Origin of the sequence: Pseudobutyrivibrio sp. ACV-2, assembly GCF_900107545.1 — a bacterium.
In the GTDB taxonomy this organism is placed as follows: Bacteria; Bacillota; Clostridia; order Lachnospirales; family Lachnospiraceae; genus Pseudobutyrivibrio.
Genome location: NZ_FNQZ01000019.1, coordinates 24061 through 46716, shown reverse-complemented (window position 1 = coordinate 46716; position 22656 = coordinate 24061). Strand labels below are relative to the sequence as shown.

19 protein-coding genes and 4 tRNA genes are annotated in these 22656 nt (G+C 40.4%); 19 read left to right on the top strand and 4 right to left on the bottom strand.

Annotated features, from left to right (window positions below):
• Positions 1-3 precede the first annotated feature (3 nt).
• From BLV53_RS14720 to BLV53_RS14705, 4 genes are all read left to right on the top strand, one after another.
• Positions 4-76, top strand: a tRNA-Val gene (locus tag BLV53_RS14720).
• A gap of 23 nt (positions 77-99) precedes the next feature.
• Positions 100-181, top strand: a tRNA-Tyr gene (locus tag BLV53_RS14715).
• A 16-nt stretch (positions 182-197) separates the two neighbouring features.
• A tRNA-Met gene (locus tag BLV53_RS14710) sits at positions 198-271 on the top strand.
• 6 nt (positions 272-277) lie between these two features.
• Positions 278-350, top strand: a tRNA-Phe gene (locus BLV53_RS14705).
• Between the two features lie 42 nt (positions 351-392).
• Here BLV53_RS14705 and BLV53_RS14700 read toward each other — a convergent pair.
• On the bottom strand, positions 393-1391 hold the full coding sequence (locus BLV53_RS14700; RefSeq protein WP_170830894.1) for a zinc dependent phospholipase C family protein: 999 nt from the start codon (positions 1389-1391) through the stop codon (positions 393-395).
• Positions 1392-1713: 322 nt separating this feature from the next.
• On the opposite strand from BLV53_RS14700, the gene BLV53_RS14695 reads away from it, so the two are divergent.
• Genes BLV53_RS14695 through BLV53_RS14685 form a run of 3 tightly spaced genes read left to right on the top strand, consistent with a single transcriptional unit; the run spans position 1714 to position 4929 of the window.
• Positions 1714-3138 (top strand): ATP-binding protein, encoded by a 1425-nt coding sequence (locus BLV53_RS14695; RefSeq protein ID WP_090302238.1) that lies wholly within the window; start codon positions 1714-1716, stop codon positions 3136-3138.
• Between the two features lie 25 nt (positions 3139-3163).
• Positions 3164-3988, top strand: a complete 825-nt coding sequence (locus tag BLV53_RS14690; RefSeq protein ID WP_090302236.1) for a transketolase — start codon at positions 3164-3166, stop codon at positions 3986-3988.
• Positions 3989-3990: 2 nt separating this feature from the next.
• Positions 3991-4929 (top strand): transketolase family protein, encoded by a 939-nt coding sequence (locus tag BLV53_RS14685; protein WP_090302234.1) that lies wholly within the window; start codon positions 3991-3993, stop codon positions 4927-4929.
• A gap of 23 nt (positions 4930-4952) precedes the next feature.
• On the opposite strand, the gene ymfI is transcribed toward BLV53_RS14685, so the two are convergent.
• Positions 4953-5684: an elongation factor P 5-aminopentanone reductase gene (gene ymfI / locus BLV53_RS14680; RefSeq protein WP_090302232.1), complete on the bottom strand. Its 732-nt coding sequence runs from the start codon at positions 5682-5684 to the stop codon at positions 4953-4955.
• Positions 5685-5866: 182 nt separating this feature from the next.
• Between ymfI and hpf the strand changes: the two genes are divergently transcribed.
• The 4 genes from hpf (at position 5867) to BLV53_RS14660 (ending at position 10039) form a co-directional block, all read left to right on the top strand.
• Positions 5867-6400, top strand: coding sequence for a ribosome hibernation-promoting factor, HPF/YfiA family (hpf, locus tag BLV53_RS14675; protein ID WP_090302230.1), 534 nt, complete (start codon positions 5867-5869; stop codon positions 6398-6400).
• Positions 6401-6504: 104 nt separating this feature from the next.
• Positions 6505-7395, top strand: coding sequence for a helix-turn-helix domain-containing protein (locus BLV53_RS14670; protein WP_090302229.1), 891 nt, complete (start codon positions 6505-6507; stop codon positions 7393-7395).
• A gap of 148 nt (positions 7396-7543) precedes the next feature.
• A complete protein-coding gene (locus tag BLV53_RS14665) occupies positions 7544-8587 on the top strand; it encodes a D-alanine--D-alanine ligase family protein (protein ID WP_090302227.1) in 1044 nt (347 codons plus the stop codon).
• A gap of 72 nt (positions 8588-8659) precedes the next feature.
• The gene (locus BLV53_RS14660) at positions 8660-10039 is read left to right on the top strand and encodes a UDP-N-acetylmuramoyl-tripeptide--D-alanyl-D-alanine ligase (RefSeq protein ID WP_090302225.1); all 1380 of its coding nucleotides are present in this window, start codon (positions 8660-8662) and stop codon (positions 10037-10039) included.
• Between the two features lie 75 nt (positions 10040-10114).
• Here BLV53_RS14660 and BLV53_RS14655 read toward each other — a convergent pair whose 3' ends face one another.
• Complete coding sequence (locus tag BLV53_RS14655; RefSeq protein WP_090302224.1) at positions 10115-11149, bottom strand: aldose epimerase family protein; 1035 nt, start codon at positions 11147-11149, stop codon at positions 10115-10117.
• A gap of 610 nt (positions 11150-11759) precedes the next feature.
• On the opposite strand from BLV53_RS14655, the gene BLV53_RS14650 reads away from it, so the two are divergent.
• Both BLV53_RS14650 and BLV53_RS14645 read left to right on the top strand, forming a co-directional pair.
• Positions 11760-13934, top strand: coding sequence for a transglycosylase domain-containing protein (locus tag BLV53_RS14650; protein WP_242879117.1), 2175 nt, complete (start codon positions 11760-11762; stop codon positions 13932-13934).
• Between the two features lie 25 nt (positions 13935-13959).
• Entirely contained in the window at positions 13960-14898 is a 939-nt protein-coding gene (locus BLV53_RS14645) for an ROK family glucokinase (protein ID WP_090302223.1), read from the top strand.
• Between the two features lie 47 nt (positions 14899-14945).
• On the opposite strand, the gene BLV53_RS14640 is transcribed toward BLV53_RS14645, so the two are convergent.
• Positions 14946-15521 carry a TetR/AcrR family transcriptional regulator gene (locus tag BLV53_RS14640; protein WP_090302221.1) on the bottom strand — a complete coding sequence of 192 codons (576 nt, stop codon included), beginning with the start codon at positions 15519-15521 and terminating at the stop codon, positions 14946-14948.
• Between the two features lie 267 nt (positions 15522-15788).
• Between BLV53_RS14640 and BLV53_RS14635 the strand changes: the two genes are divergently transcribed.
• The 6 genes from BLV53_RS14635 to BLV53_RS14615 all read left to right on the top strand — a co-directional run bounded on the left by BLV53_RS14635 (position 15789) and on the right by BLV53_RS14615 (position 22542).
• Complete coding sequence (locus tag BLV53_RS14635) at positions 15789-16274, top strand: MarR family winged helix-turn-helix transcriptional regulator (protein ID WP_090302219.1); 486 nt, start codon at positions 15789-15791, stop codon at positions 16272-16274.
• Between the two features lie 4 nt (positions 16275-16278).
• Complete coding sequence (locus tag BLV53_RS14630; RefSeq protein WP_090302217.1) at positions 16279-18042, top strand: ABC transporter ATP-binding protein; 1764 nt, start codon at positions 16279-16281, stop codon at positions 18040-18042.
• On the top strand, positions 18042-19952 hold the full coding sequence (locus BLV53_RS14625; RefSeq protein ID WP_090302215.1) for an ABC transporter ATP-binding protein: 1911 nt from the start codon (positions 18042-18044) through the stop codon (positions 19950-19952). Before BLV53_RS14630 ends, BLV53_RS14625 begins: the two co-directional genes overlap by 1 nt.
• Before the next feature lie 833 nt (positions 19953-20785).
• Entirely contained in the window at positions 20786-21571 is a 786-nt protein-coding gene (locus tag BLV53_RS14620; protein ID WP_090302213.1) for a hypothetical protein, read from the top strand.
• 190 nt (positions 21572-21761) lie between these two features.
• Entirely contained in the window at positions 21762-21926 is a 165-nt protein-coding gene (locus tag BLV53_RS17130; protein ID WP_170830893.1) for an antitoxin VbhA family protein, read from the top strand.
• A gap of 4 nt (positions 21927-21930) precedes the next feature.
• On the top strand, positions 21931-22542 hold the full coding sequence (locus BLV53_RS14615) for a Fic/DOC family protein (RefSeq protein WP_090302211.1): 612 nt from the start codon (positions 21931-21933) through the stop codon (positions 22540-22542).
• The last annotated feature ends 114 nt before the right edge of the window (positions 22543-22656 follow it).

Genomic DNA, 22656 nt, shown 5'->3' with positions numbered 1-22656 from the left:
CTTGGGATCTTAGCTCAGCTGGGAGAGCATCTGCCTTACAAGCAGAGGGTCACAGGTTCGAGCCCTGTAGGTCCCATTTAATTGAATAATTTATATCATGGGCGGTTTCCCGAGTGGCCAAAGGGGACAGACTGTAAATCTGCTGCAAATTGCTTCGGTGGTTCGAATCCACCACCGCCCATCTTTTTTATTACTATCGCGGGATGGAGCAGTCTGGAAGCTCGCCGGGCTCATAACCCGGAGGTCGGTGGTTCAAATCCATCTCCCGCAACTATGTGCCCAGATAGCTCAGTTGGTAGAGCAGAGGACTGAAAATCCTCGTGTCGTTGGTTCGATTCCGACTCTGGGCACTTTTATTATTTAAAGCTTCAGGATTAGCTCCTGAAGCTTTTTTATTGTATTGGCAGTCCTTTAGTATAACTAACATCACTCAAATTAGATAACAGTTTATTTCTATAATGTAGATATGTTTTAGTTTCTTCAAATGAATCCAATATGTTTTCGGTATTAATCTCGTACCCGCAGGCTTTCATGTATAACTCTATTCTCGCTAAATATATTGGCATTGTCTTATTCATTAGATCATAAATGCTTTCTGAACGTAAAAGTGCTGGATACCAAGGGTTGTACCAACTGTTATGTGCTTCATTACATGGATCTGTATACTTGATTTTCTTGTCACTGGGTATCATGGCTGAAATAACACAATGCTTAAATAAAATTTGTTCTATCTTTCTAACTGTATGTTTTTTCTTACCAGTAGGGTCATTCATGAGTCGATTTAATTTAATAAAAGAATTTATAGCGTGCTGGACGGTTCCATGATGAACTGTATTATCTATATATGTAAGATTTATTGATTTATATAATAATTCAGCAATTACTTCTTTTTCATGTGTAGAAGGTTCAACAGCTGCGCCGTAATCAAATTGACTAGGTAAAATCTTTTTATAATGCTGAAGAATGAGATGATCTATATCTGTTTCTAAGGATACATGTTTCCCAAAATCATATGATTTACCCCGTTTCAAATTGCTGAAATGATTACTTTTGAAATAAATATATGGATGACAAGTAACATCTAATGAATAGTGGCCAATGAAGCCTATAATATATGCATCGCAAATCTTGCGGTCATGATTATCTTCAAAGGAATTTCTTGCATTAATAAGATTTTCGAAAAAAAGCATAACGTTCTGATTATGCATTACATTTCCAATATTTTGTTTATAAAAAATATATGCTGGAATATGGTAAAAGAATATATCTGGTCCCTGTAGGCCCAGAGCAAAGCATGTATGATGGTTTTCGATAATGGTATTTGTTTGTTTGGAATCAATAAAAGATTGAGTTTGTTCTCCAAAGATGAGATGAGTAATAAAACCAGGCATAAGCATTACCTCTGTAATAATAATTATGGTTTTAAAAATACTATATATAGATTATATCACACTAGATATAGAAAAATCGAAAAAGATAGTGAAGTGAGAGCTGTGTAAGACATTTTTTTAACCGCTATTAGGTAAAAAAAGAGAAGACATTGTTGATTAATTTATAAGATAATGCTAAAGTAAGTAATGGTTGATAGATAAATATCTAAAATAATTTAGAATAACCAAAAATAAAGCTCATATTTTGCAATTTATTGCTTTGATAGTTGAAACGTGATACCATAGAATTACACGCTAGTAAATCGTGTAAAGGAGAGGTGTTATGTTAATTGGAAGAAGAGATGAGATACAAAGTCTAAATGGGTTTTTCGAGGGGGACACTGCGGGGGTTGCAGTAGTTTCCGGATCAATTGGTGTGGGTAAAACAACTCTTTTACAGGAGTTTGCAAAAGAAAAGAATGCAATATTCTTTGATGCATACGAAACCACAGGTAAACATCAGCTAGAGAGGTTAGGAAAGCTGATGTCAATTGAAAATATTGATGCCGAAAGATTCTGTAAGGAAATTACAGAAAAAGCGTCAAAAGAAAAGATACTTATCATTATTGATCAATATCAAAATTTTGTTAAAGCGGATCCTGATTTTGATAAGCTTTTATATTCTTATGTGATTGGTGAATGGAAGAGTCTTCCAGTAAAGCTTATTTTTTGCTCAGACGCATTTGTTTTAATAGATAAATATGTTAAGGGTAAAAAAGCAATCTGGAAAAATAATATAAGTCTCGATTTAGTGGTAAATCCACTGGGATTTTATGAGTCATGTGAGTTTTTTGCTGATGCCAGCCCTAGGGAAGCCGCATATTTGTATGGCATTACAGGCGGTATTCCTTACAATCTGGTGCGCGTGGCTAATATGCTTAAAGTGCCAGGATATGAAAAGTATGGACTTGCGCCAGCGTCAGATGGTAATAAGCTTAAGGATATTACAGCTAGACTGTTTTTAGATAAAAATATGAGCGTTGGCCTTAATCCAGAAAATGTCATGGCCACAGAACTCAGAGAACTTGCATATTACAACTATATGCTTACTACATTGGCAAAGGGAATCAACAGAGTAAATCAAATATCTGCTGAGGTTGAAAAGCCAAAGGATGTGGTTGTGCCATATCTTAACTCTTTGATGGCAATAGATATCTGTACAAAGGATACCGCCATTACAGAGATTACAAATAGAAAAAAGACCAGATATTCCATAGTTAATACAAGCACGTTGTTCTGGTACAAGATAGTTGTTCCTAATTATGAGGATTATGTATCAGGAAATATTGACAGCCTGTGGAGCAAAGTAGAAGCTTCAATGGACGAATACATGGAAACAGTATTCATAAAGATTTGTGCGGAATATCTTAGGGAACAAAGCGACAAGAATCTTCTGCCATTTACAGTGGAAGAAATTGGAAACTGGTGGGTAAATGATGAAGAAGCCGGTACTACAGATGGTTTCGACCTGGTATCTCTCGGTAAATGCGAGGGTAAGTCAGCCACTATTTTTGCCCAGTGCTACTATAATAACGAGCCTATCGAGGTAGCTCAGCTGAAAGTACTTATAGAAAAGACAAAGCAGCTACACAGACAGGGAGATGCCTTTTATCTTGTGTTTGCAAATGCCGGGTTCCATGAAAATGCTATTACCATTTCATCAGCAATCAAGAATATCATGCTAATTACACTTGATGAAATGAGATAAAGATAGAGTATTTAGGAGGAGAAAAATGACAAATCAAGAGCTTAAGAAAACAGCTACTGAAGTCCGCAAGGGTATCATTGAAGGTGTTCATGCAGCAAAAGCTGGACATCCAGGCGGATCTTTATCAGCAACAGAGGTATTTACATACCTTTACTTTGAGGAGATGAACATCGATCCAAAGGATCCAAAGAAGGCAGATCGTGACAGATTTGTACTTTCAAAGGGACACACAGCACCAGGTCTTTATTCAACACTTGCACAGAGAGGATTCTTCCCAGTTGAGGATTTAAAGACACTTCGTCACATTGGTTCACATCTTCAGGGACATCCATGTGTACAGCACACACCAGGTATTGATGCATCATCAGGTTCCCTTGGACAGGGTATTTCAGTTGCAGTTGGAATGGCTCTTTCAGCAAAGCTTTCAAACGAAAGCTATAGAGTATATACACTTCTTGGAGACGGTGAGATCCAGGAAGGTCAGGTATGGGAAGCATCTATGTTTGCAGCAGCAAAGAAGCTTGACAATCTTTGCGTAATCGTTGATAACAATGGTCTTCAGATTGACGGACGTATCGAGGATGTAAACAGCCCATATCCTATTCCAGATAAGTTTAGAGCATTCAACTTCCACGTGGTAGAAGTTGCTGATGGAAATGATTTTGAACAGCTTCGCGCTGCTTTCAAAGAGGCTAGAGAGACAAAGGGACAGCCTACAGCAATCATTATGAAGACAGTTAAGGGCAAGGGCGTATCATTCATGGAGAACCAGGTAGGATGGCACGGAAAGGCTCCTAACGACGAAGAGTACAAGATTGCAATGGAAGAATTAGAGAAAGCAGGTGAGTAAGAATGGCAGACGTTAAGAAGATTGCAACTCGTGAAAGCTACGGTAACGCACTTGTTGCTTTAGGTGAGAAATATGACAATGTAGTAGTTCTTGATGCAGACCTTGCAGAGGCTACAAAGACAGGTATTTTTAAGAAGGCATTTCCAGAGCGCCACATTGATTGCGGTATCGCTGAGTCAAACATGGTAGGTATTGCAGCTGGTCTTGCCAGCACAGGAAAGGTTCCATTCTGCTCTTCATTTGCTATGTTCGCAGCTGGACGTGCATTTGAGCAGGTGAGAAACTCAGTTGGATATCCACATCTTAATGTAAAGATTGGTGCTACACATGCTGGTATTTCAGTAGGTGAGGACGGTGCTTCACATCAGTGTAACGAGGATATCGCACTTATGCGTACAATCCCAGGCATGACAATCATCAATCCTTCTGATGATGTAGAGGCAAAGGCTGCTGTTGAGGCTGCTTACAAGATGGATGGCCCAGTTTATCTTAGATTTGGCCGTCTTGCAGTACCTGTAATCAACGACAATGCTGATTACAAGTTTGAGATTGGTAAGGGCGTTGTTCTTAAAGAAGGCAAGGATCTTACAATCGTCGCTACAGGTCTTGAGGTTAACGAGTCACTTGAAGCTGCAAAGAAGTTAGCAGAGGATGGTATTGATGCAGAGGTTATTAACATCCACACAATTAAGCCTATCGATGCAGATCTCATCGTAAAGAGCGCTTCAAAGACTGGCAAGGTTGTTACAGTTGAAGAGCACTCAGTAATCGGTGGTCTCGGTGGAGCAGTTGCAGAAGTTCTTTCTGAAAAGTGCCCTACAAAGATGCTTCGCATCGGTGTAAAGGATACATTTGGCGAGTCAGGCCCAGCTGTAAAGCTTCTTGAGAAGTATGAGCTTGATGCTGCAGGTATCTACAAGCAGATTAAGGAATTCATCTAATAAAAGATTTAATAAAAGGCGGCTTAAATATAGCCGCCATCAACACCAATTATTTGCCCCGTCATGTATGATGGGGCATTTATTATGCCAAGAACTATTTCGGCAATTTCCTCGGGAGCACAGAAGCGTCCTACCGGAATTTCATCAGATAGTTCTTGCTTTTCTTCATCGGATAACATTCCATTCATATCAGTATCAACTACACCACAGGCAATAGCGTTAACAGAGATATTGTTAGGGCCAAGTTCCTTGGCTAGGGCTTTTGTGAAGGCGTTTACGCCGCCTTTTGTGGATGAATAACAAACTTCACAGCTGGCACCTACATTTCCCCACATTGAGCTGATATTGACGATATTACCGGATTTACGGGCCACCATATCAGGAATAATAACTTTGGAAGTATAAAATAAAGAAGAAAGGTTGGTTCCAACCATGCTATTCCAGTCCATGGCGGTCATATCTGTAAGTAGACCGATGGAAGCTTTGCCTGCGTTATTTACAAGAACATCAATATGTTCTAACTTTTTCAGGGCATCCTCGCAGGAGGTCATGGTAAATTCATAATCAGAAATGTCTCCACAGTAGGTGTAAACCTCTATTTTATATTCTGAATTTAGCTGTTTCGCTAAATCTTCCAGTAACTCAAAATTATTATGACAGAAAAGTGCAAGGTGATAGCCTTCTTTGGCAAGTGCAGTTGCGATAGCTTTTCCTATACCGCGGCTGGCGCCAGTGATTAATGCTGTTTTTTTCATCTGAAACTCCTATTGAATAAAATTAAAAAGTGTACACAAAATATTAACAAATTATTAATTATCAGATAATATATTGTGGTTTTTCAAATCTCTTGATATACTAGTTACATGATAAATCAAAACCTTAAATTAATAAATATTTGAGGGGTTTATTAAATTCTTTGGTAAAGGCGGTAGACATCATGAAAACAACAATTACAGGAAAGAACATCGAATTAACCCAGGGACTTAAGGACGCGGTGGAGGAGCGTTTTAAGAAATTAGACAAATATTTTAATAAGGACACAGAAGCAATCATCACACTTGACGTAGAAAAGGATCGTCAGAAAATTGAAGTTACAATCCCAATGAAGGGAAGTTATTTACGTGCTGAGGAAGTTACATCTGATATGTATGCTTCTATTGAGGCTGTTACAAATACATTGGAGGCACAGCTCAAGAAGCACAGAAACAAGATTATCGACAAAAAGCAGTCTGATTCAAGAACTATTTTTGCACAGGATTTCATCGAAGAGAAAATAGATGATGACGATAAGATTCAGATTATCCGTACAAAGAAATTTGATATGAAGCCAATGTATGCTGAGGATGCATGCCTTGAAATGGAAATGCTTGGTCATGATTTCTTTATGTTTAGAAATGCTGATACAGACGAAATCAATGTGGTATACAAGAGAAAGAATGGAGCATATGGTTTAATTGAGCCAGAATTCTAAAAATTCGTGAATAAATAATAGAATATACAATGATTTTTAACCTCTTACTGATAAATAGTAATTAAGAGCGTAGGCCTTAGTTATATCAGTAGGAGGTATTTTTTATGAATCAGATTGAATATGGAAAATACATTAGCTGGTTGAGAAAAAACATGGGATTAACGCAACAGGAACTGGCAGAAATGGTAAATTGTGCCTGGGAGACGATTTCGAGAATTGAAAACGGGCACGAGCTTCCCAGTAAAAAACTGTTTATGGAAATAAACAGAGTTTGTGAGGAGTATGGGATTATATATGATGAGCTGGATCTGGATGAGGTGTTTGAATTCAGAAATGCAAGGAAAGAGCTTTTAATAGCAATAAAGCGGGGAAGGCTTGAAGAAATTGAAAGAGCGCTGGAGCGTTTTTGCAAATATATGGAAGATGATAAAAAATCAGATAAGGAAAACAGCCAGTATTTCGTGTTGGCATATCTGGCTATGAGAAGAAAATCTGGAATGACGGTGGATGAGTTCTTAAGTGAGATTGTAAAGATATTTGAAATCAGAAGACCCATGCCAAAAATTTGTGATATTTCCAGAATGAAGCTATCTCAAATTGAATATGAAATATTACTGATGATTGGCGAGGCAAATATACTTAAAGGGAATCGGGAAGATGGAGAAATGATATTAAAAGGGCTGATGGCAAATAGGATGGATAAAAGAAGCCCATTTATAAAGGAAAAGTACATGCAGATATCAGCCATATTAGCAAAAGCATGCCTTATAAAGGAGGACTACGACACTATGCACGAATGCCTGGGATATGTATTTAACGTCTATATAAATAATAATGATACACGTACATTTTTCGATTCCCTAACCGTTCAGGAAGAAGTGTGTAGAACATTAGGAGATGAGAAAGGTGCAAGGCTTGTAGGGGAGTTTTTAACAGCTACAGGAAATCTCATGAGGCATATGTACGGAGAGTATAGAATTAGGACATATATGTAGTCCCTAAAGGCTTGTAATTTCGCGTAAAAAAGTCTATATTACATCAGGAGTGTAACTATTCTATGATATTTCATATGTGGTTCACCACGTTGATTAAAGGTCATTTTACGGTACATGAGAAGAATAGTTATCGTAGGAGGAAATTATAATGAATATTGTTGTATTAGCAGGCGGATTAAGCTCTGAGAGAGACGTTTCATTTAAATCTGGAACAATGGTTGCAAAGGCCCTTAGAAACAGAGGCCATAATGCACTGGTTCTTGATGTATTTATGGGCTATTCTGACGCGGAATGTGATGTAACTGATATATTTGAAAAAAGCGAGGAGAATTCAGTAGTTGTAAATGATATTCCGACTGAGGCTCCTGATATAGATGCGATTATTGCAAGCAGAGCGGACAAGAGTCCTAGCTTCTTTGGCCCAAATGTAATCAAGATTTGCCAGATGGCAGATATTGTTTTCATGGCACTTCATGGTGGTGATGGCGAAAGTGGAAAGGTTCAGGCTGCATTTGATTTGTACGGAATCAAATATACTGGAAATGATTATCTTTCAAGCGCAATCGCCATGGACAAGCAGATGACAAAGGAAGTAATAAAAAATGCCGGTGTTCCAGTACCAGAGGGTGTTTCTCTTAAAAAAGAAAACCGTGCAGGCTTTAAGTTTGATAAATTCCCATGCATCGTTAAGCCAAACTGTGGCGGCTCATCTATCGGTGTTACAATCGTAAATGATCCAGCTGATTTTGACGCAGCTCTAGATGCAGCTTTTGAGTGGGAAGATGAGGTAGTTGTGGAAGCATTCATCTCTGGACGTGAGTTTTCTGATGGTGTAATCGAGTACAAGGCACTTCCTATCATTGAAATCGCTCCAAAGCAGGGATTTTACGATTATAAGAATAAATATGCAGCAGGCTCTGCAGTTGAGACCTGCCCAGCAGAAATTAGCGAAAAGGCCACAAAGGAAATGCAGAAGTACGCTGAGATAGCGTTTAAGGCACTTGGACTTACAACCTATGCACGTATGGATTTCCTTATGGATGAAAATGAAAACATCTACTGCCTGGAGGCAAACACACTTCCTGGCATGACTCCTACAAGCCTTTTACCACAGGAAGCAGGAGTGACAGGCATGAATTTTGAGGATTTGTGTGAACATCTGATAGAGGTTTCATTAAAGAAGTACGCATAGTTTTAAGTGAGTTTCGGTGGTGCTATTTAATCATAGAAACTCGATGGGAATTGGTTTAGAGAGAAGAAATATATGAAAAACATGACACTTAGCAGGGTGGCTCAGGTTGTTGAAGGCAAGCTGATTTTGCCGGAGGGCAGCGAGGCACTGAAGGATAAAGAAATAATGGGAGCCGTAAATGACAACCGCAAGGTGGAAAAGGATTTTCTTTTCATACCTATGGTGGGTGCCAGAGTGGACGGTCACGATTTTATTGAGGATGCCTTTTCAAAGGGGGCACTTGCTTCATTGGCTGAGCATGAGCTGGAAAAATGTTCAGGCCCATATATCATCGTTAAGGACACAAAAATAGCACTAAAGCAGATTGCGACAGCATATAGGATGGAACTTACAATCCCTGTTGTAGGTGTAATCGGCAGTGTGGGAAAGACAAGCACTAAAGAGATGATTACATCGGTGCTTTCCACAAAATTTAATGTGCTTAAGACAGAAGGAAACTTCAATAACGAGATAGGCTTGCCACTGACCATTTGCCGCATTAAGGCTGAGCATCAGGTGGCTGTTGTGGAGATGGGTATTTCTGATTTCGGAGAGATGCATCGCCTTGGAGATATTGCAAAGCCTGACATGGTGGTTATGACTAATATCGGCCAGTGTCATCTTGAATTCCTTAAGGACAGAGATGGTATTTTAAAGGCTAAAACTGAAGTGTTTGAGCACATGCCAGAAGGTGGCACAGTTATATTAAATGGTGACGATGACAAGCTAGCAGGTGCGGATACACTTGGTCTTAAAAAGGTATTCTATGGCTTAAATGGTCAGGAAATCAGTGCGACAGATGTTGCGGCTGATGGAATTTCTGCTACAAAGGCTGTGATTAGCATTAATAGCGAAAAAATCGACGTTACTATTCCTCTTCCTGGAAATCATAACGTGGCTAACGCCCTTGCTGCAGCAGCAGTTGGAAACGAACTTGGACTTTCAAAGGAGGATATCAAAAAAGGGCTTGAAAGTGCAGGCACAATCGCAGGTCGTAATAATGTCATCACAGTGCGTGGCATTACCATTATTGATGATTGCTACAATGCAAATCCTGTTTCAATGAAGGCTTCAATTGAGGTGCTTGGCAGAGCTGCAGGACGCACAATTGCAGTACTTGGTGATATGGGCGAGCTTGGAGTAGATGAGAAAAATCTCCACTACGAGATAGGACAGGCTCTTGAGGACAATCACATCGGTTACGTATTTACAGCAGGTGAGTTGTCTGAAGAAATTAATAAATCTTTGAACCAGAAGAACAGTTCTTGTATGGCACATCATTATAGTGATGTGGACTCTATGCTTTCGGATTTATTACCAATTGTTAGAAGTGGAGATACTATTTTGGTAAAGGCTTCACATTTTATGCAGTTTGGTAAAGTTGTGGAGGCATTGAAGGCTAGATTTGAATAGTGGGGTGTACCTTCCACATTGATTTACAGGTAAACAAAAAGACATCGTCTTAGTTGGACGATGTCTTTTTTGGTATTAGATGAATTTGTAGATAGTTGTTGAGTGAACTTTTTGCCCCGCTTTGGCAATTGGCTGTGCAAATTCAGGCACATTTACGGCATTTGGGAAGAATTGTGACTCGAAACATACACCAAATCTTCTATCGTAAGGGAATTCACCCTTGCCAATATGGCTATTATCAAGGTAGTTTCCAGCATAAAGCTGCACACCAGGCAAATCAGTGTAAACCTCCATCTTTCTGCCGCTCTCGGGATCTTCAAGTGTACAAGATGGCTTGTCTAAAGAAGGATCATTTAAGCAGTAATTGTGGTCAAAACCACCTGCCCAGTTAAGCTGGTCGTAATCTGCTTCAGTATCCTGGCTAAGAGGCTTTGGAGTTGTGAAATCCATTGGAGTGCCCTTAACTTCACGACATTCGCCATGTGGAATAGATTCAGAATCTGTGTGAGTATATCTGTCAGCATCAATCCAAACGATGTGGTTCATAACGCTTCCTGAGTCGTGTCCGTTCAAATTGAAGTAGCTGTGGTTGGTTGGGTTGAACACAGTATCAACATCTGAAAGCCCTGAATACTCAAGCTTTAGAGCATTGTCATCAGAAAGAGTATAAGTGATAGTGATATCCATCTCTCCTGGGAAACCGCATTCACCATCAGCTTTGTGGCATGTGAATGTGATGTGGCTATCATCAACTGACTCTACATCCCAAATGCGTCTATGCATAGGATTGAAACCTGAGTGAAGGTTGTTTTTGCCATCGTTGGCATCAAGCTGATACTCTACACCGTTGAGTGTAAACTTAGAATCACCGATACGGTTTCCATAAGGGCAGATGCAGCAGCCGAAGCTTGGGCTATTTATAAAATAATCTTCAATTTTATCGTATCCAAGAACCACATCTGAAAGAACGCCTTCCTTGTCTGGAACCCAAAGTTCAAGCAGGTTGCAACCAAAGTTCATGATTTTGGCCTGCATACCATTTTTATTTACTAATGTGTAGGCAATAATATCTTCGCCATTTTTGGTAACGCCTAATTTCTCTTTATCCACGTTAAACCTCCCTAAACAAAACTGTTATACCTCAAATAAACCTAATTTGAGACTTTATCAACTCTTTATAATATAATTCTCTAACGCCTTAAATACAAGGTTATTTCGGTAAGTAAGCAAATTTTAATTGAAAATTAGACAAGGAAGTTACGTTTGGAAATTCACCACAGACACATCCAAGGAATGCAAAATACTTCCCCGGCCTGGTGGCAGGATATGCAGGCTCATACTCCATTCACCAAGTGAAAATTGGCAAGTGACTTTCGAAAGTTTGGGCACCAGTCGATATTCGCATCCGTGCTCAGCATCTCCTTGACCTCGCCGTCCATGGCTCGGTCTGCCCAAACTTGCAAAACTCACTTACCATTTTCACTAGGTTCATTCCAAAATCGCCTGCATATCCTGCCACCAGACCGGGGAAGTATTCCCGAAATGTATAGAGTGTCTGTGCAGATAACAAAAGCACGATAATTTGAAATACGATTATGGACAGTGAAAAAATTGTGGTGAAAATGTGGCGTGTATTGAGGAGAAAATGGCAATTGTTTACAATGGGAGTATGAGTGGAACCGTGCAAAAAACTAAGTCTAGGGATAGGAAAATCCTTAGGATGATTAAAATTCAAATTGTGTTGCTGCTCATTCTTGTGGCGGGAGTCACATTCTATTACGTGAGTGGTTATGCTGCGGAGGTCTCCAGGCTTAAGACGGAGGCTGTAGATATCGTGCGGCATTCTAGCCCTGATACTTTTAGACAGATAGAAACCAGTGAAGTATATGCGGCAAATGGCCAGATGATTTCTGTGTTAAAGGGTGAAAAGGATGTCTATTATTTAAGTTTCAACCAGATTCCAACCTACGTTACTCAGGCGATTACTTCTATAGAAGATAAAAAATTTTACCAGCATAATGGTGTGGATTATAAGGCCATTGTGAGGGCTCTTTATGCCTATTGGAAAGATAAGGAAATCACTCAGGGCGGAAGTACCATTACCCAGCAGCTGGCCAGAACAATATTTTTGAGTAGAGAAAAAACATGGCGGAGAAAGGTTGAGGAAATTTACATAGCCTCAGAGCTTGAGAAAAAATATTCCAAAGATCAGATTTTGGAATTTTATCTGAATAACGTGTATTTCGCTAATGGATATTATGGCATCGAGGCAGCGGCAAAGGGATATTTCAGTAAGGATATCAGTGATTTGTCATTGTCGGAGATATGTTACCTGCTTGCTATTCCAAATAGCCCTACTTTTTATAATCCTGTGGCAAATCCTGATAATACTATCACTAGGCGCAACCTGATTTTAAAGGCTATGCTTGATGATGGGGTGATAGGCGAAAAAACATATAAGGAAGCAAAAAGCGAAACTATTACTCTTTTAAGAAGCCAGAGTCAAAAGAACGACTATGTTGAAACTTATATATACTACTGCGCTACACGGGCGTTGATGGAAGCGGACGGGTTTGAGTTTCTTACAGATTTCCCATCAGAGGCGGAAAAAACAGATTATGAGAATGCCTATTCTGAGGCTTATGACCAGTGGAATAAATCGCTTTTTACTTCAGGATACAGGATTTATACCACAATAGATATGGGGAAGCAAAACCTGCTTCAAAATGCCATAGACGGCAATCTTGAGGAATTTACAGATTTAAATGATGAAGGGATATATGCACTTCAGGCGGCTGCAGTGTGCCTGGATAATAAAACAGGTATGACGGTGGCCATAGTAGGTGGAAGAAATCAGGAAGTGAATGGATATACTTTGAATCGTGCTTTCCAAAGTTTTAGACAGCCCGGAAGTGCTATAAAACCGTTGATTGTATATACACCTGCCATCGAGAGGGGGTATACGCCTGATACTATAGTGGTGGATGAGGAAATTGAAGATGGGCCGGAGAATGCGGACGGAGGATATTCCGGTGAGATAACACTTCGGGAAGCAGTGGCAAAGTCAAAGAACACAATAGCATGGAAGATATATGAAGAGATTGGTCCTGCAACTGGTATTAATTACCTGAAAAAACTGGAGTTTTCACATATTGAAAAAGATGATTATGGAATGGCAGCCTGTCTAGGCGGCCTGACCGTAGGGGTGAGTCCTCTTGAGATGGCTAAAGGGTATGAGACTATCTTCAATGATGGTTATATGAGAAATCCTACCTGTATTACAAAAATAACGGATGCAAAAGGTGAAACTATCTACGAAAAAGAGGATGAAGAAGTAGAAGTTTATAAAGAAAATGATGCACGCACTATGACAGATATGCTACAATCTGTAATGGTCGAAGGAACAGCAAAGGGCATCGACATGGGAAATATGCCCGCAGCTGGCAAAACTGGTACAACTAATAGCAACAGAGATGGTTGGTTTGTAGGATACACGGGCTACTACACCACAAGCGTGTGGGTGGGCTACGATATCCCTAAGAAAGTGCCTGGACTGAAAGGCTCCACATATCCGGCAAAGATATGGGAGGATTATATGTCACAGGTGCATAAAGACCTGACACCGGTTCCTTTCAAGAAAGCTGTAAAATATATTGGTACTGAGGAACAGCAGGAAGAGCTTGAAATTGTGGATGAAGATGAAGGCGAGGAGGAACCATACGGAGTCTTTGACGAGGAAAACCCTGAGGAAATCAATCCAGAGGGGGAAGTGGTAGAACCTGTAGAACAGCCATCCTATAATGTTATTACCCAGACTTTCGATGGAACAGAAGTTCCACCGGGAACGATACCAGAAAATGCTACTGATGTTCAAATAACTACAATAGCAGAATAAGATTTTTGAAAGGGTTAAGAAAAAGATGGCAAAATATGGATTTGGCCTTGATTTGGGCGGTACAACATGTAAATGCGGTCTCTTCACTACAGAAGGAGAGCTCGTAGAGAAGTGGGAGGTTCCTACTGACACAACAAACGGTGGTGTTAACATTCTTAAGAATTTAGCTCAGACTGTTATCAAAAAAATGGAAGAAAAAGGCATTACATCTGATGATGTATCAGGTGTTGGAATAGGAATTCCTGGCCCCGTATCAGGCGATGGCGTGGTAAATAGATGCGTAAATTTAGGCTGGGGCGTATTTAACGTAGAAAAAGAGTTTTCAGAGTGTCTTGGTGGTCTCAAGGTAAAGGCTGGTAACGATGCAAACGTTGCAGCACTTGGTGAATCATGGATGGGTGCTGCAAAAGAGTACTCAAGCTCAGTAATGGTTACACTTGGAACAGGTGTTGGCGGTGGTGTTATCATCAACGACGATATCATCAGCGGTGCTCACGGTGCAGCAGGTGAGATTGGTCACATCAGAGTTAATTATACAGAAGAAAATACTTGCGGATGCGGCAATCATGGATGCTTAGAGCAGTATTGTTCAGCTACAGGTATCGCTCGTCTTGCAAAAATCAGACTTGCTCAGAATGATGATGCAAGCTCACTTAGAGACATTGAGACAGTTGATGCAAAGGCTGTATTTGATGAGGCAAAGAAGGGTGATGCAGTTGCTAAGGAAATAGCAAAGAGAGCTTGTGAGTATCTTGCACAGGGGCTTCAGGTTATTTCAGCTGTCGTAAACCCAGAGGCATTCGTTATCGGCGGTGGCGTATCAAAGGCCGGTCAGTACCTTATCGATGAGGTAGAGTACAGATTCAATCAGATTGCTTTCCACGGCTGCAAGAACACAAAGATTACACTTGCTTCACTTGGAAATGATGCCGGAATTTACGGTGCTATGAAGCTTATTCTTTAAAAAAAAGGTCTGCAGAAAAATCTGCAGGCCTCTTTTTTTACCCGGGTTTAGCCTCTAATCAAATCTTGTTTATTTACAATTCCAGCGTAGCCTTTTTCGATGATTTTGCTTGTCTGAGCTGTAAGAACATCGAAAGGAATCTTTTTGCCGCCCTTGAGCCAGTCTCTATATATAAATGTGATAGAAATGGTGTAAGAACGTACGATAGATGGATAATCGGTCATCTCAAAGAATCTTACAAAAGGCGCACTGCGAAGAACGCCCTCTGTTACAGACTCATAGAAGAAAGAATAGTGGTCATCACAAAGTAACTTCTGCTGTACCTCGTTGCATGATTCAAGATACAGATAGAAGTTGGTGATACATCCGGCCAAATCAAAATCTTCGGCGTTCTTGCCGATGTGATCTAAGATATCTGATACAATTTCCTCCTCAATTTCTGCTACAAAATCATCAAGTGAAGAAAAATGAAGATAGAAAGTTTTTCTATTAATACCTGCGCGCTCAGTGAGCTCAGTAATTGAAATTTCATTGTAGTTCTTCTCTAAAACAAGTTCGAAGAAAGCTCTACGAATCGAATTGATTGTACGTCTAACTCTTAAATCTTTGCTTCGTTCTCTCATAAGTTGCTCCTTATTAAATTTATTTTTAATAGCTTCTCTCCCCAAATAACTGATAGAACAGGCTGTGTGTGCAGTATTCTGTTCATTGTCTACTATACCACGGAAAACAAGGCGAGAGGAATTTTTAACTGAACTTACACATTTTTTTTGTTGCTTGGTCACATTTTTAGTGATATACTGACAATTAGTTCGGAAGCGGACTATTCGGATTCGAACATTCCGAGTCCGGACAAATTATAGACAATACTGAAGAAAGGAGCAACAGTTTTGATAAAAAAAGATTTTGACAACAGAATACATCTGGGCTTTGTTTTGGATTGTGCTTCTCGTGAAATCAGAAATGCTGTAAGCCGTGGTATCATCGCCAACAGCGAAGGACAACAGTGCAATATGAAATATGGTTGGCTGTTAGGATACCTGGAGCGTCAGGAAGATCCTGTATTTCAAAAGGATTTGGAAAAGAAATTTCATTTTCCAAAATCCACACTTGCTGACATGATTCAGTATTTGGACAAAAGCGGTTTTATCGCTAAAGTGCCTGTGGATGGCGATGGAAGGAAAAAACAAATCGTCGTTACAGAGGCAGGGAAAAACTTTGTCAGTGCAGCAGAGTCTCAAATATCTGCAGTTGACGATTATATTTCAAAGGACATCCCGCCAGAGCAGATGGAGCTTGTGGTAGAGGTACTTGAAAAATTACGCAGTAACGCTGCAAATTACAAATCTTACATAGAATTAAAGAAGGAGGATTAGACTTTTGGTTAAAAGATTATTGCAGGAAATCAAAGAATACAAGTTTGCTGCGATTTTCACTCCAGTATTCATGATTCTAGAGGTAGCAATGGAAATGCTTATTCCACTTCTCATTGCGGATTTGGTGGATAAAGGAGTAGAAGCTGGAAATCTGAGTGAAATCTATCGCATCGGTGGATTGATGCTCATTTGCGCAGTAATAGGCTTGCTTGGCGGCGTGCTTGGCGCGGTATACGGAAGTAAGGCATCAGCCGGCTTGGCTAAAAATTTACGTAAAAAAATGTTTGAGAACATCCAGACATTTTCATTTGAAAACATCGATAAGTTCTCCACAGCAGGACTTGTAACACGTCTTACAACAGACGTTACAAATGTGCAGAACGCATTTGTCATGATTCTTAGAATGGGATTTAGAGCCCCAGTTACAGTAATAGTGGCTATGGTGCTTTCATTCAGAATCAACGCAAGACTTGCCAGTGTATTTTTAGTGGCTATGGTGGTAATCCTGACAGTGATGGCATTTATTCTCACAAAGACCAGACCACTTTTTGAGATACTGATGAAAAAATACGATGCTTTGAATGCATCTGTACAGGAAAATGTCACTGGTATCAGAGTAGTAAAGGCCTACGTAAGAGAGGCATATGAAAAGACTAAGTTTAGAAACGGCAGCGAGGGAATTTACAAGGCTTCTACAACAGCTGAAAAGATGATTGCCTTTGCGATGCCTATCAACACATTTGTTATTTATGCATGTATCGTGCTTATCAGCTGGTTTGGTGCACACTTCATCGTTATCGATGGCACACTTACTACAGGTGAGCTTGTTTCATTCTTCTCATACTGCATGAACATCCTTATGTCACTTATGTTCTTTGCAATGATTTTCATCATGGTTACACTTTCAGTAGCCAGTGCAGAGCGTATTTATGAGGTACTTGAGGAAGAGACCACTATTACAAATGGTCCAAATCCTGTATATGAGGTGCCAGACGGCTCTATCGAGTTTAAGGATGTAGTGTTTGGCTACAATAAGACAGCTGAAAGACCTGTACTTGATCATATCAACTTAAAGATTAATTCAGGTGAGACAATCGGTGTAATCGGTGGTACTGGATCAGCTAAAACTACTTTAGTTTCAATGATTTCACGTCTGTATGATGTAAATGAGGGCGAGGTAGTTGTAGGTGGTATCAACGTAAAGAACTACGATGTGGAAACCATCAGAAATCAGGTATCTGTAGTGCTTCAGAACAACGTACTTTTCTCTGGAACTATCGCTGATAACCTTCGTTGGGGCGATAAGAATGCCACAGACGAAGAGGTAAAGCGCGCAGCAAAGCTTGCATGTGCTGATGAATTCATCGAGAGATTCCCAGATGGCTACAACACATACATCGAGCAGGGCGGAACAAACGTATCCGGTGGACAGCGCCAGAGACTTTGTATCGCAAGAGCTTTACTTAAGAAGCCAAAGATTCTTATTTTGGATGATTCTACATCTGCAGTAGATACAGCTACAGATGCCAACATCCGCAGGGCTTTCAGAGAGGAAATCCCTAACACAACAAAGCTTATTATCGCTCAGCGTATTTCATCTGTAATGGATGCTGACAGAATTATCGTAATGGATGATGGTAAGCTTAATGATTTTGGTACACATGAAGAATTGCTTGCCCGCAATGAAATCTATAAGGAGATTTTCGAGCAGCAGACAGGTGCCGGCAGCGGCGACTTTGACAAGCAGACGGAAGGAGGCGAGGACTAATGCCTAGAGGACCACAACCAGGACAGATTCCAAAGCTTACCCCAGAGCAGAAGGCCAAAAGACGAGGCGTGCTTGGCCGCCTGATTAAATATGTAGGAAGTAGATACAAGTTCCAGCTCATAGCGGTAATTATATGCATTTTCCTTGCAGTTATCGCAAATGCTAGGGGTACTGCATTCATGCAGGAGCTTATTGATGGATATATTATTCCAATGGTAGATTCAGGTAGCAAGGACTTCGGTCCTCTTGCAGGAGCTATTGGACAGCTTATAGTATTTTACGCTATAGGTATTTTGGCAACATTTGCCTACAACTACATTATGATTTTTGTGGCTCAGGGTACACTGAGAGATCTCAGAAATGAGATGTTTGACGATATGGAGGATTTACCTATCCGCTATTTCGACAGCCACGCACACGGAGATATCATGTCTATCTACACCAATGATATCGATACTCTGAGACAAATGATTTCACAGAGCTTCCCACAGATGTTTAACAGTGCAATCACCATCGTTACTGTATTTGTGTACATGTGCATGCTTTCAGTACCGCTTACTGGTGTAACACTTGTGATGATAGCAATCATCATTTATGCAACAAAGGTTCTCGCTGGCACGTCAGGAAGATATTTCAGACAGCAGCAGCAGGCTCTTGGTGCAGTAAATGGTAACATCGAAGAGACAATGAAGGGACAGAAGGTCGTTAAGGTATTCTGCCACGAAAATGAAGTAATCGACAAATTCAACGAGCTTAACGAGGGACTTTATGAGAACGCTTACAAGGCTAACCGCCTGGCAAACACACTTGGTCCTATCAACGCTCAGCTGGGTAATGTAAACTATGTACTTTGCGCTATAGTAGGTGGAACACTTGCTATCAACGGATGGACAGGACTTACACTTGGTGCACTTGTTTCATTCCTTCAGTTTACACGTTCATTTATCATGCCTATCATGCAGGTATCTCAGCAGTTCCAGTCTATCGTACTTGCTATGGCAGGTGCCGAGAGAATATTCGACCTTATCGATCAGGAGCCTGAGGCAGATGAGGGCTATGTAATGCTTGTAAATGCCAAGGATGTGGACGGACAGCCTGTAGAATGCGAGGAGCATACAGGAAAGTGGGCTTGGAAGCACTATCACAAGGCTGAAGGTACTACTACATACCAGTGGCTCACAGGTGATATCGTATTTGACGATGTTGATTTTGCATACAACCCAGACAAGACTGTACTTCACAACATCAAGCTTTTCGCTACTCCAGGCCAGAAAATCGCCTTTGTTGGTGCAACTGGTGCAGGTAAGACTACTATCACAAACCTTATCAACAGATTTTATGATATTGCTGATGGTAAAATCCGTTACGACGGCATCAACATCAACAAGATTAAAAAGGCAGACCTTAGAAAGTCGCTTGGTATCGTACTTCAGGATACACACCTTTTCACAGGTACAATCGCTGACAACATCCGCTACGGAAAGCTGGAGGCTACGGATGAAGAGGTAGTTGCAGCAGCTAAGCTTGCCAACGCTGATGGATTTATCCGCAGACTTCCACAGGGCTACGACACTGTAATCAGTGGAGATGGCGGCAATCTTTCTCAGGGACAGCGCCAGCTGCTTGCCATCGCAAGAGCTGCTATCGCAGATCCACCAGTACTTATTTTGGATGAGGCTACATCGTCTATCGATACACGTACAGAAAAGATTGTACAGGATGGTATGGACAAGCTGATGCATGGACGTACAACATTTGTTATCGCCCACAGACTTTCAACTATCCGCAACTCTGACTGTATCATGGTTCTTGACCAGGGCCGCATCATTGAGCGCGGTAGTCATGAAGAGCTCATTAAAGAAGGCGGTAAGTATTACCAGCTTTATACTGGAAAGATTCAAAACGCATAATCTATTTAGTTTAGAAAACCTTCGCGGTGCTTTGGCGCTGCGGAGGTTTTTTTCTTTGTTTTTTGGTGAAGGCTCGGTGGCGGGGAAATTGTGGTTGACATGCTGTATTTGAAAGGTTATATTATTTGCTGTCTTTTTTATAAATTTACCTCATATAATTAAATTATCTTTGGATTCACATTTCGAATCCGTAATTCACATTATATTCTTAGTTAATTGAATCATTTTGGATAGAAACTTGAGTGGGTGTATTTGCGCACTGGGGGAAATCTGGTTTCCCGTGCTGGATTGGGAGCTGGGAGGCACGAAGATATAGTGAGAAATGTATTCTGCGTGTATGTCCGGAAGTCGGTGGGCACGAAGATATAGTGAGAAATGTGTACTACGTGTATGTCCGGAAGTCGGTGGGCACGAAGATATAGTGAGAAATGTATTCTACGTGTATGTCCGGAAGTCGGTGGGCACGAAGATGTAGTGAGAAATGTATTCTGCGTGTATGCCCGGAAGTCGGTGGGCACGAAGATATAGTGAGAAATGTGTACTACGTGTATGTCCGGGAGCCAGGAGGCACGAGAATAGAAGGAAAAATGGGCTTTACGTGTCGAGCAGGAAGCTTGAAAGCACGTAGAGTGTGGATAAACAGTATATTACGTGTCGTACAGAAATCTAAAAGGCACGTAGAAAATGAAATAAAACAAATTGTCGTGTCTAACAGGACTTTAGAAGGCATGTAGAAATATGGAAAGCGAGAATTTACGTGCCAAGGGAAGGGCTAAGAGACACGAAAACAACAGAATTACAAAAATTACATGTAAATAAAGGAGCATGAGGATATGAAAAAACTACATGAAGAGCTAGTGCAATTAAAAGGCCTAGCAGCAAGGATAGACAAATTGGAAAATAAAGCATTTAGTACTGATAGTCGTAGTATAAGTTATTCCAAGAGAAAGAACGGGTATCAATATTATATTTATCATGCAGATGGAAGGCGGACATATGTAAAGAAAAAGGATTTGAATCTAATCAAAGACATGGCCCAGCAGGAGTATTATCAGGACCTAAAAGCAGCGGTGATAAAGCAAATAAAACTATTGGAAATGTTTTTGGGAAATTATAATTTGAAGGCAATAGATAGAGTCTACCTAAACAGAAGCCATGCTAAGAAGATGCTGATTGAGCCGCTAATTCAAACGGATGACATGTATATTCAACAGTGGCTGCGCCAGAATCCCGGGAGTCAAAATACTTTTCCAGAAAAGGGGAAATATATAACAGAAAGAGGCGAGTATGTAAGGTCCAAGTCAGAAAAGATATTGGCGGACATGTTTTACAAACACAACGTTCCATACCAGTACGAGCCAGCGCTGAAGCTCAAGTCAGGAAGGACAGTATATCCAGATTTTGTGCTTCTTAATGTAAAGGAAAGAAAAACATATTACTGGGAACACTTAGGGTTGGCCTCAGAGGTAGATTATGCCACTAGAAATCTGGAGAAGCTGAACACATACGATAAAAATGGAATAATAGTGGGGGAGAATTTGCTGATTTCAATGGAGACAGAATTCTCAGCGCTGGATATAAAGCAAATTGAGCAGAAACTAAATAGCTATCTTCTTTAGCATTATAGAAATCGGTGCCGTCTCGCCAAGGATCAGCCAACAAACACAGCGCCACACTATAAGTTATAAAGCATAACAAAATGACTGAATTCTGTGATATAATAGAAACATAATTTACCTAGCAATTTGTGATTTGTAGAAATAACAGGTGAAAGATATGGTAATAAAGCCGATAAATAAGGAGAAGCTAATGTCTACAGACGAGAAAATCGCAAGCATCAAAGCTTCATTTGCAATGGAGGATATGATTCTTACGCCAGAGGAAATAGAGCGTGGAAGAATGATTATAGAAAGAGAGATTGATGTGGAGGATGTAGTTCGAGAGATTACATCCAGGTATGTTTCAGTAGGTTAGGCCTATGATGGATGAATATTACCGATATGAGTACGAGGACAACGGCCAGTACTGCTATCCCCATACTCATATATTGAAGAACAAACTGAACATCATGGATAAGGACGAGCTGTTCAAGGCAGAGCAGGAGCTTTCTTCTGCCAGATACTTTGAGTTGTGTCAACGCCCGATTCCCGGGGATTTCTCACTGGACCATCTGTGCGCTATTCACAGGTACATGTTCCAGGATATCTATGAGTGGGCAGGCAAGATTCGTACGGTAGATATTTCAAAGGGCACCATTTTTTGCCTGACACAGTTCATCGAGATAGAGTTCAAAAAGATTCAAGACTGGATTATTTCCAATAATTATCTGAAGGATGTGACCGATAAAGAGGAGATGGCTAAAAAGCTAGCCTACCTCATCGGCGAAATCAATATGATTCATCCTTTCCGAGAGGGCAACGGCAGAGCCCAGCGAGTGTTCATCGAATATATCTGCAAAAATAGCAACCATTTCGATATAGATTTTTCAAAGACCACCAAAAACGATATGATATTAGCCAGCAAGGAAAGCGCCATACTTAATTACGAGCCTTTCGAGGAGCTGTTGTATAAGTGCCTGGTGGACTTATAAAGCCAAATAGATTCTACGCGGAGTGCCATAACTGTGGCGCTCCTTTTCCATTTAACAAACACGTCACAATAATTTCATAGTTACACCCCCGACGCATTATAAAATAAATAGTAA

What these genes read in the sequence shown, in the direction of transcription:
- BLV53_RS14700 (WP_170830894.1), bottom strand. Translation starts at nt 1,391, where the DNA reads ATGCCTGGTTTTATTACTCATCTCATCTTTGGAGAACAAACTCAATCT.
- BLV53_RS14695 (WP_090302238.1), top strand. Translation starts at nt 1,714, where the DNA reads ATGTTAATTGGAAGAAGAGATGAGATACAAAGTCTAAATGGGTTTTTC.
- BLV53_RS14690 (WP_090302236.1), top strand. Translation starts at nt 3,164, where the DNA reads ATGACAAATCAAGAGCTTAAGAAAACAGCTACTGAAGTCCGCAAGGGT.
- BLV53_RS14685 (WP_090302234.1), top strand. Translation starts at nt 3,991, where the DNA reads ATGGCAGACGTTAAGAAGATTGCAACTCGTGAAAGCTACGGTAACGCA.
- ymfI (WP_090302232.1), bottom strand. Translation starts at nt 5,684, where the DNA reads ATGAAAAAAACAGCATTAATCACTGGCGCCAGCCGCGGTATAGGAAAA.
- hpf (WP_090302230.1), top strand. Translation starts at nt 5,867, where the DNA reads ATGAAAACAACAATTACAGGAAAGAACATCGAATTAACCCAGGGACTT.
- BLV53_RS14670 (WP_090302229.1), top strand. Translation starts at nt 6,505, where the DNA reads ATGAATCAGATTGAATATGGAAAATACATTAGCTGGTTGAGAAAAAAC.
- BLV53_RS14665 (WP_090302227.1), top strand. Translation starts at nt 7,544, where the DNA reads ATGAATATTGTTGTATTAGCAGGCGGATTAAGCTCTGAGAGAGACGTT.
- BLV53_RS14660 (WP_090302225.1), top strand. Translation starts at nt 8,660, where the DNA reads ATGAAAAACATGACACTTAGCAGGGTGGCTCAGGTTGTTGAAGGCAAG.
- BLV53_RS14650 (WP_242879117.1), top strand. Translation starts at nt 11,760, where the DNA reads ATGATTAAAATTCAAATTGTGTTGCTGCTCATTCTTGTGGCGGGAGTC.
- BLV53_RS14645 (WP_090302223.1), top strand. Translation starts at nt 13,960, where the DNA reads ATGGCAAAATATGGATTTGGCCTTGATTTGGGCGGTACAACATGTAAA.
- BLV53_RS14640 (WP_090302221.1), bottom strand. Translation starts at nt 15,521, where the DNA reads ATGAGAGAACGAAGCAAAGATTTAAGAGTTAGACGTACAATCAATTCG.
- BLV53_RS14625 (WP_090302215.1), top strand. Translation starts at nt 18,042, where the DNA reads ATGCCTAGAGGACCACAACCAGGACAGATTCCAAAGCTTACCCCAGAG.
- BLV53_RS14620 (WP_090302213.1), top strand. Translation starts at nt 20,786, where the DNA reads ATGAAAAAACTACATGAAGAGCTAGTGCAATTAAAAGGCCTAGCAGCA.
- BLV53_RS17130 (WP_170830893.1), top strand. Translation starts at nt 21,762, where the DNA reads ATGTCTACAGACGAGAAAATCGCAAGCATCAAAGCTTCATTTGCAATG.
- BLV53_RS14615 (WP_090302211.1), top strand. Translation starts at nt 21,931, where the DNA reads ATGATGGATGAATATTACCGATATGAGTACGAGGACAACGGCCAGTAC.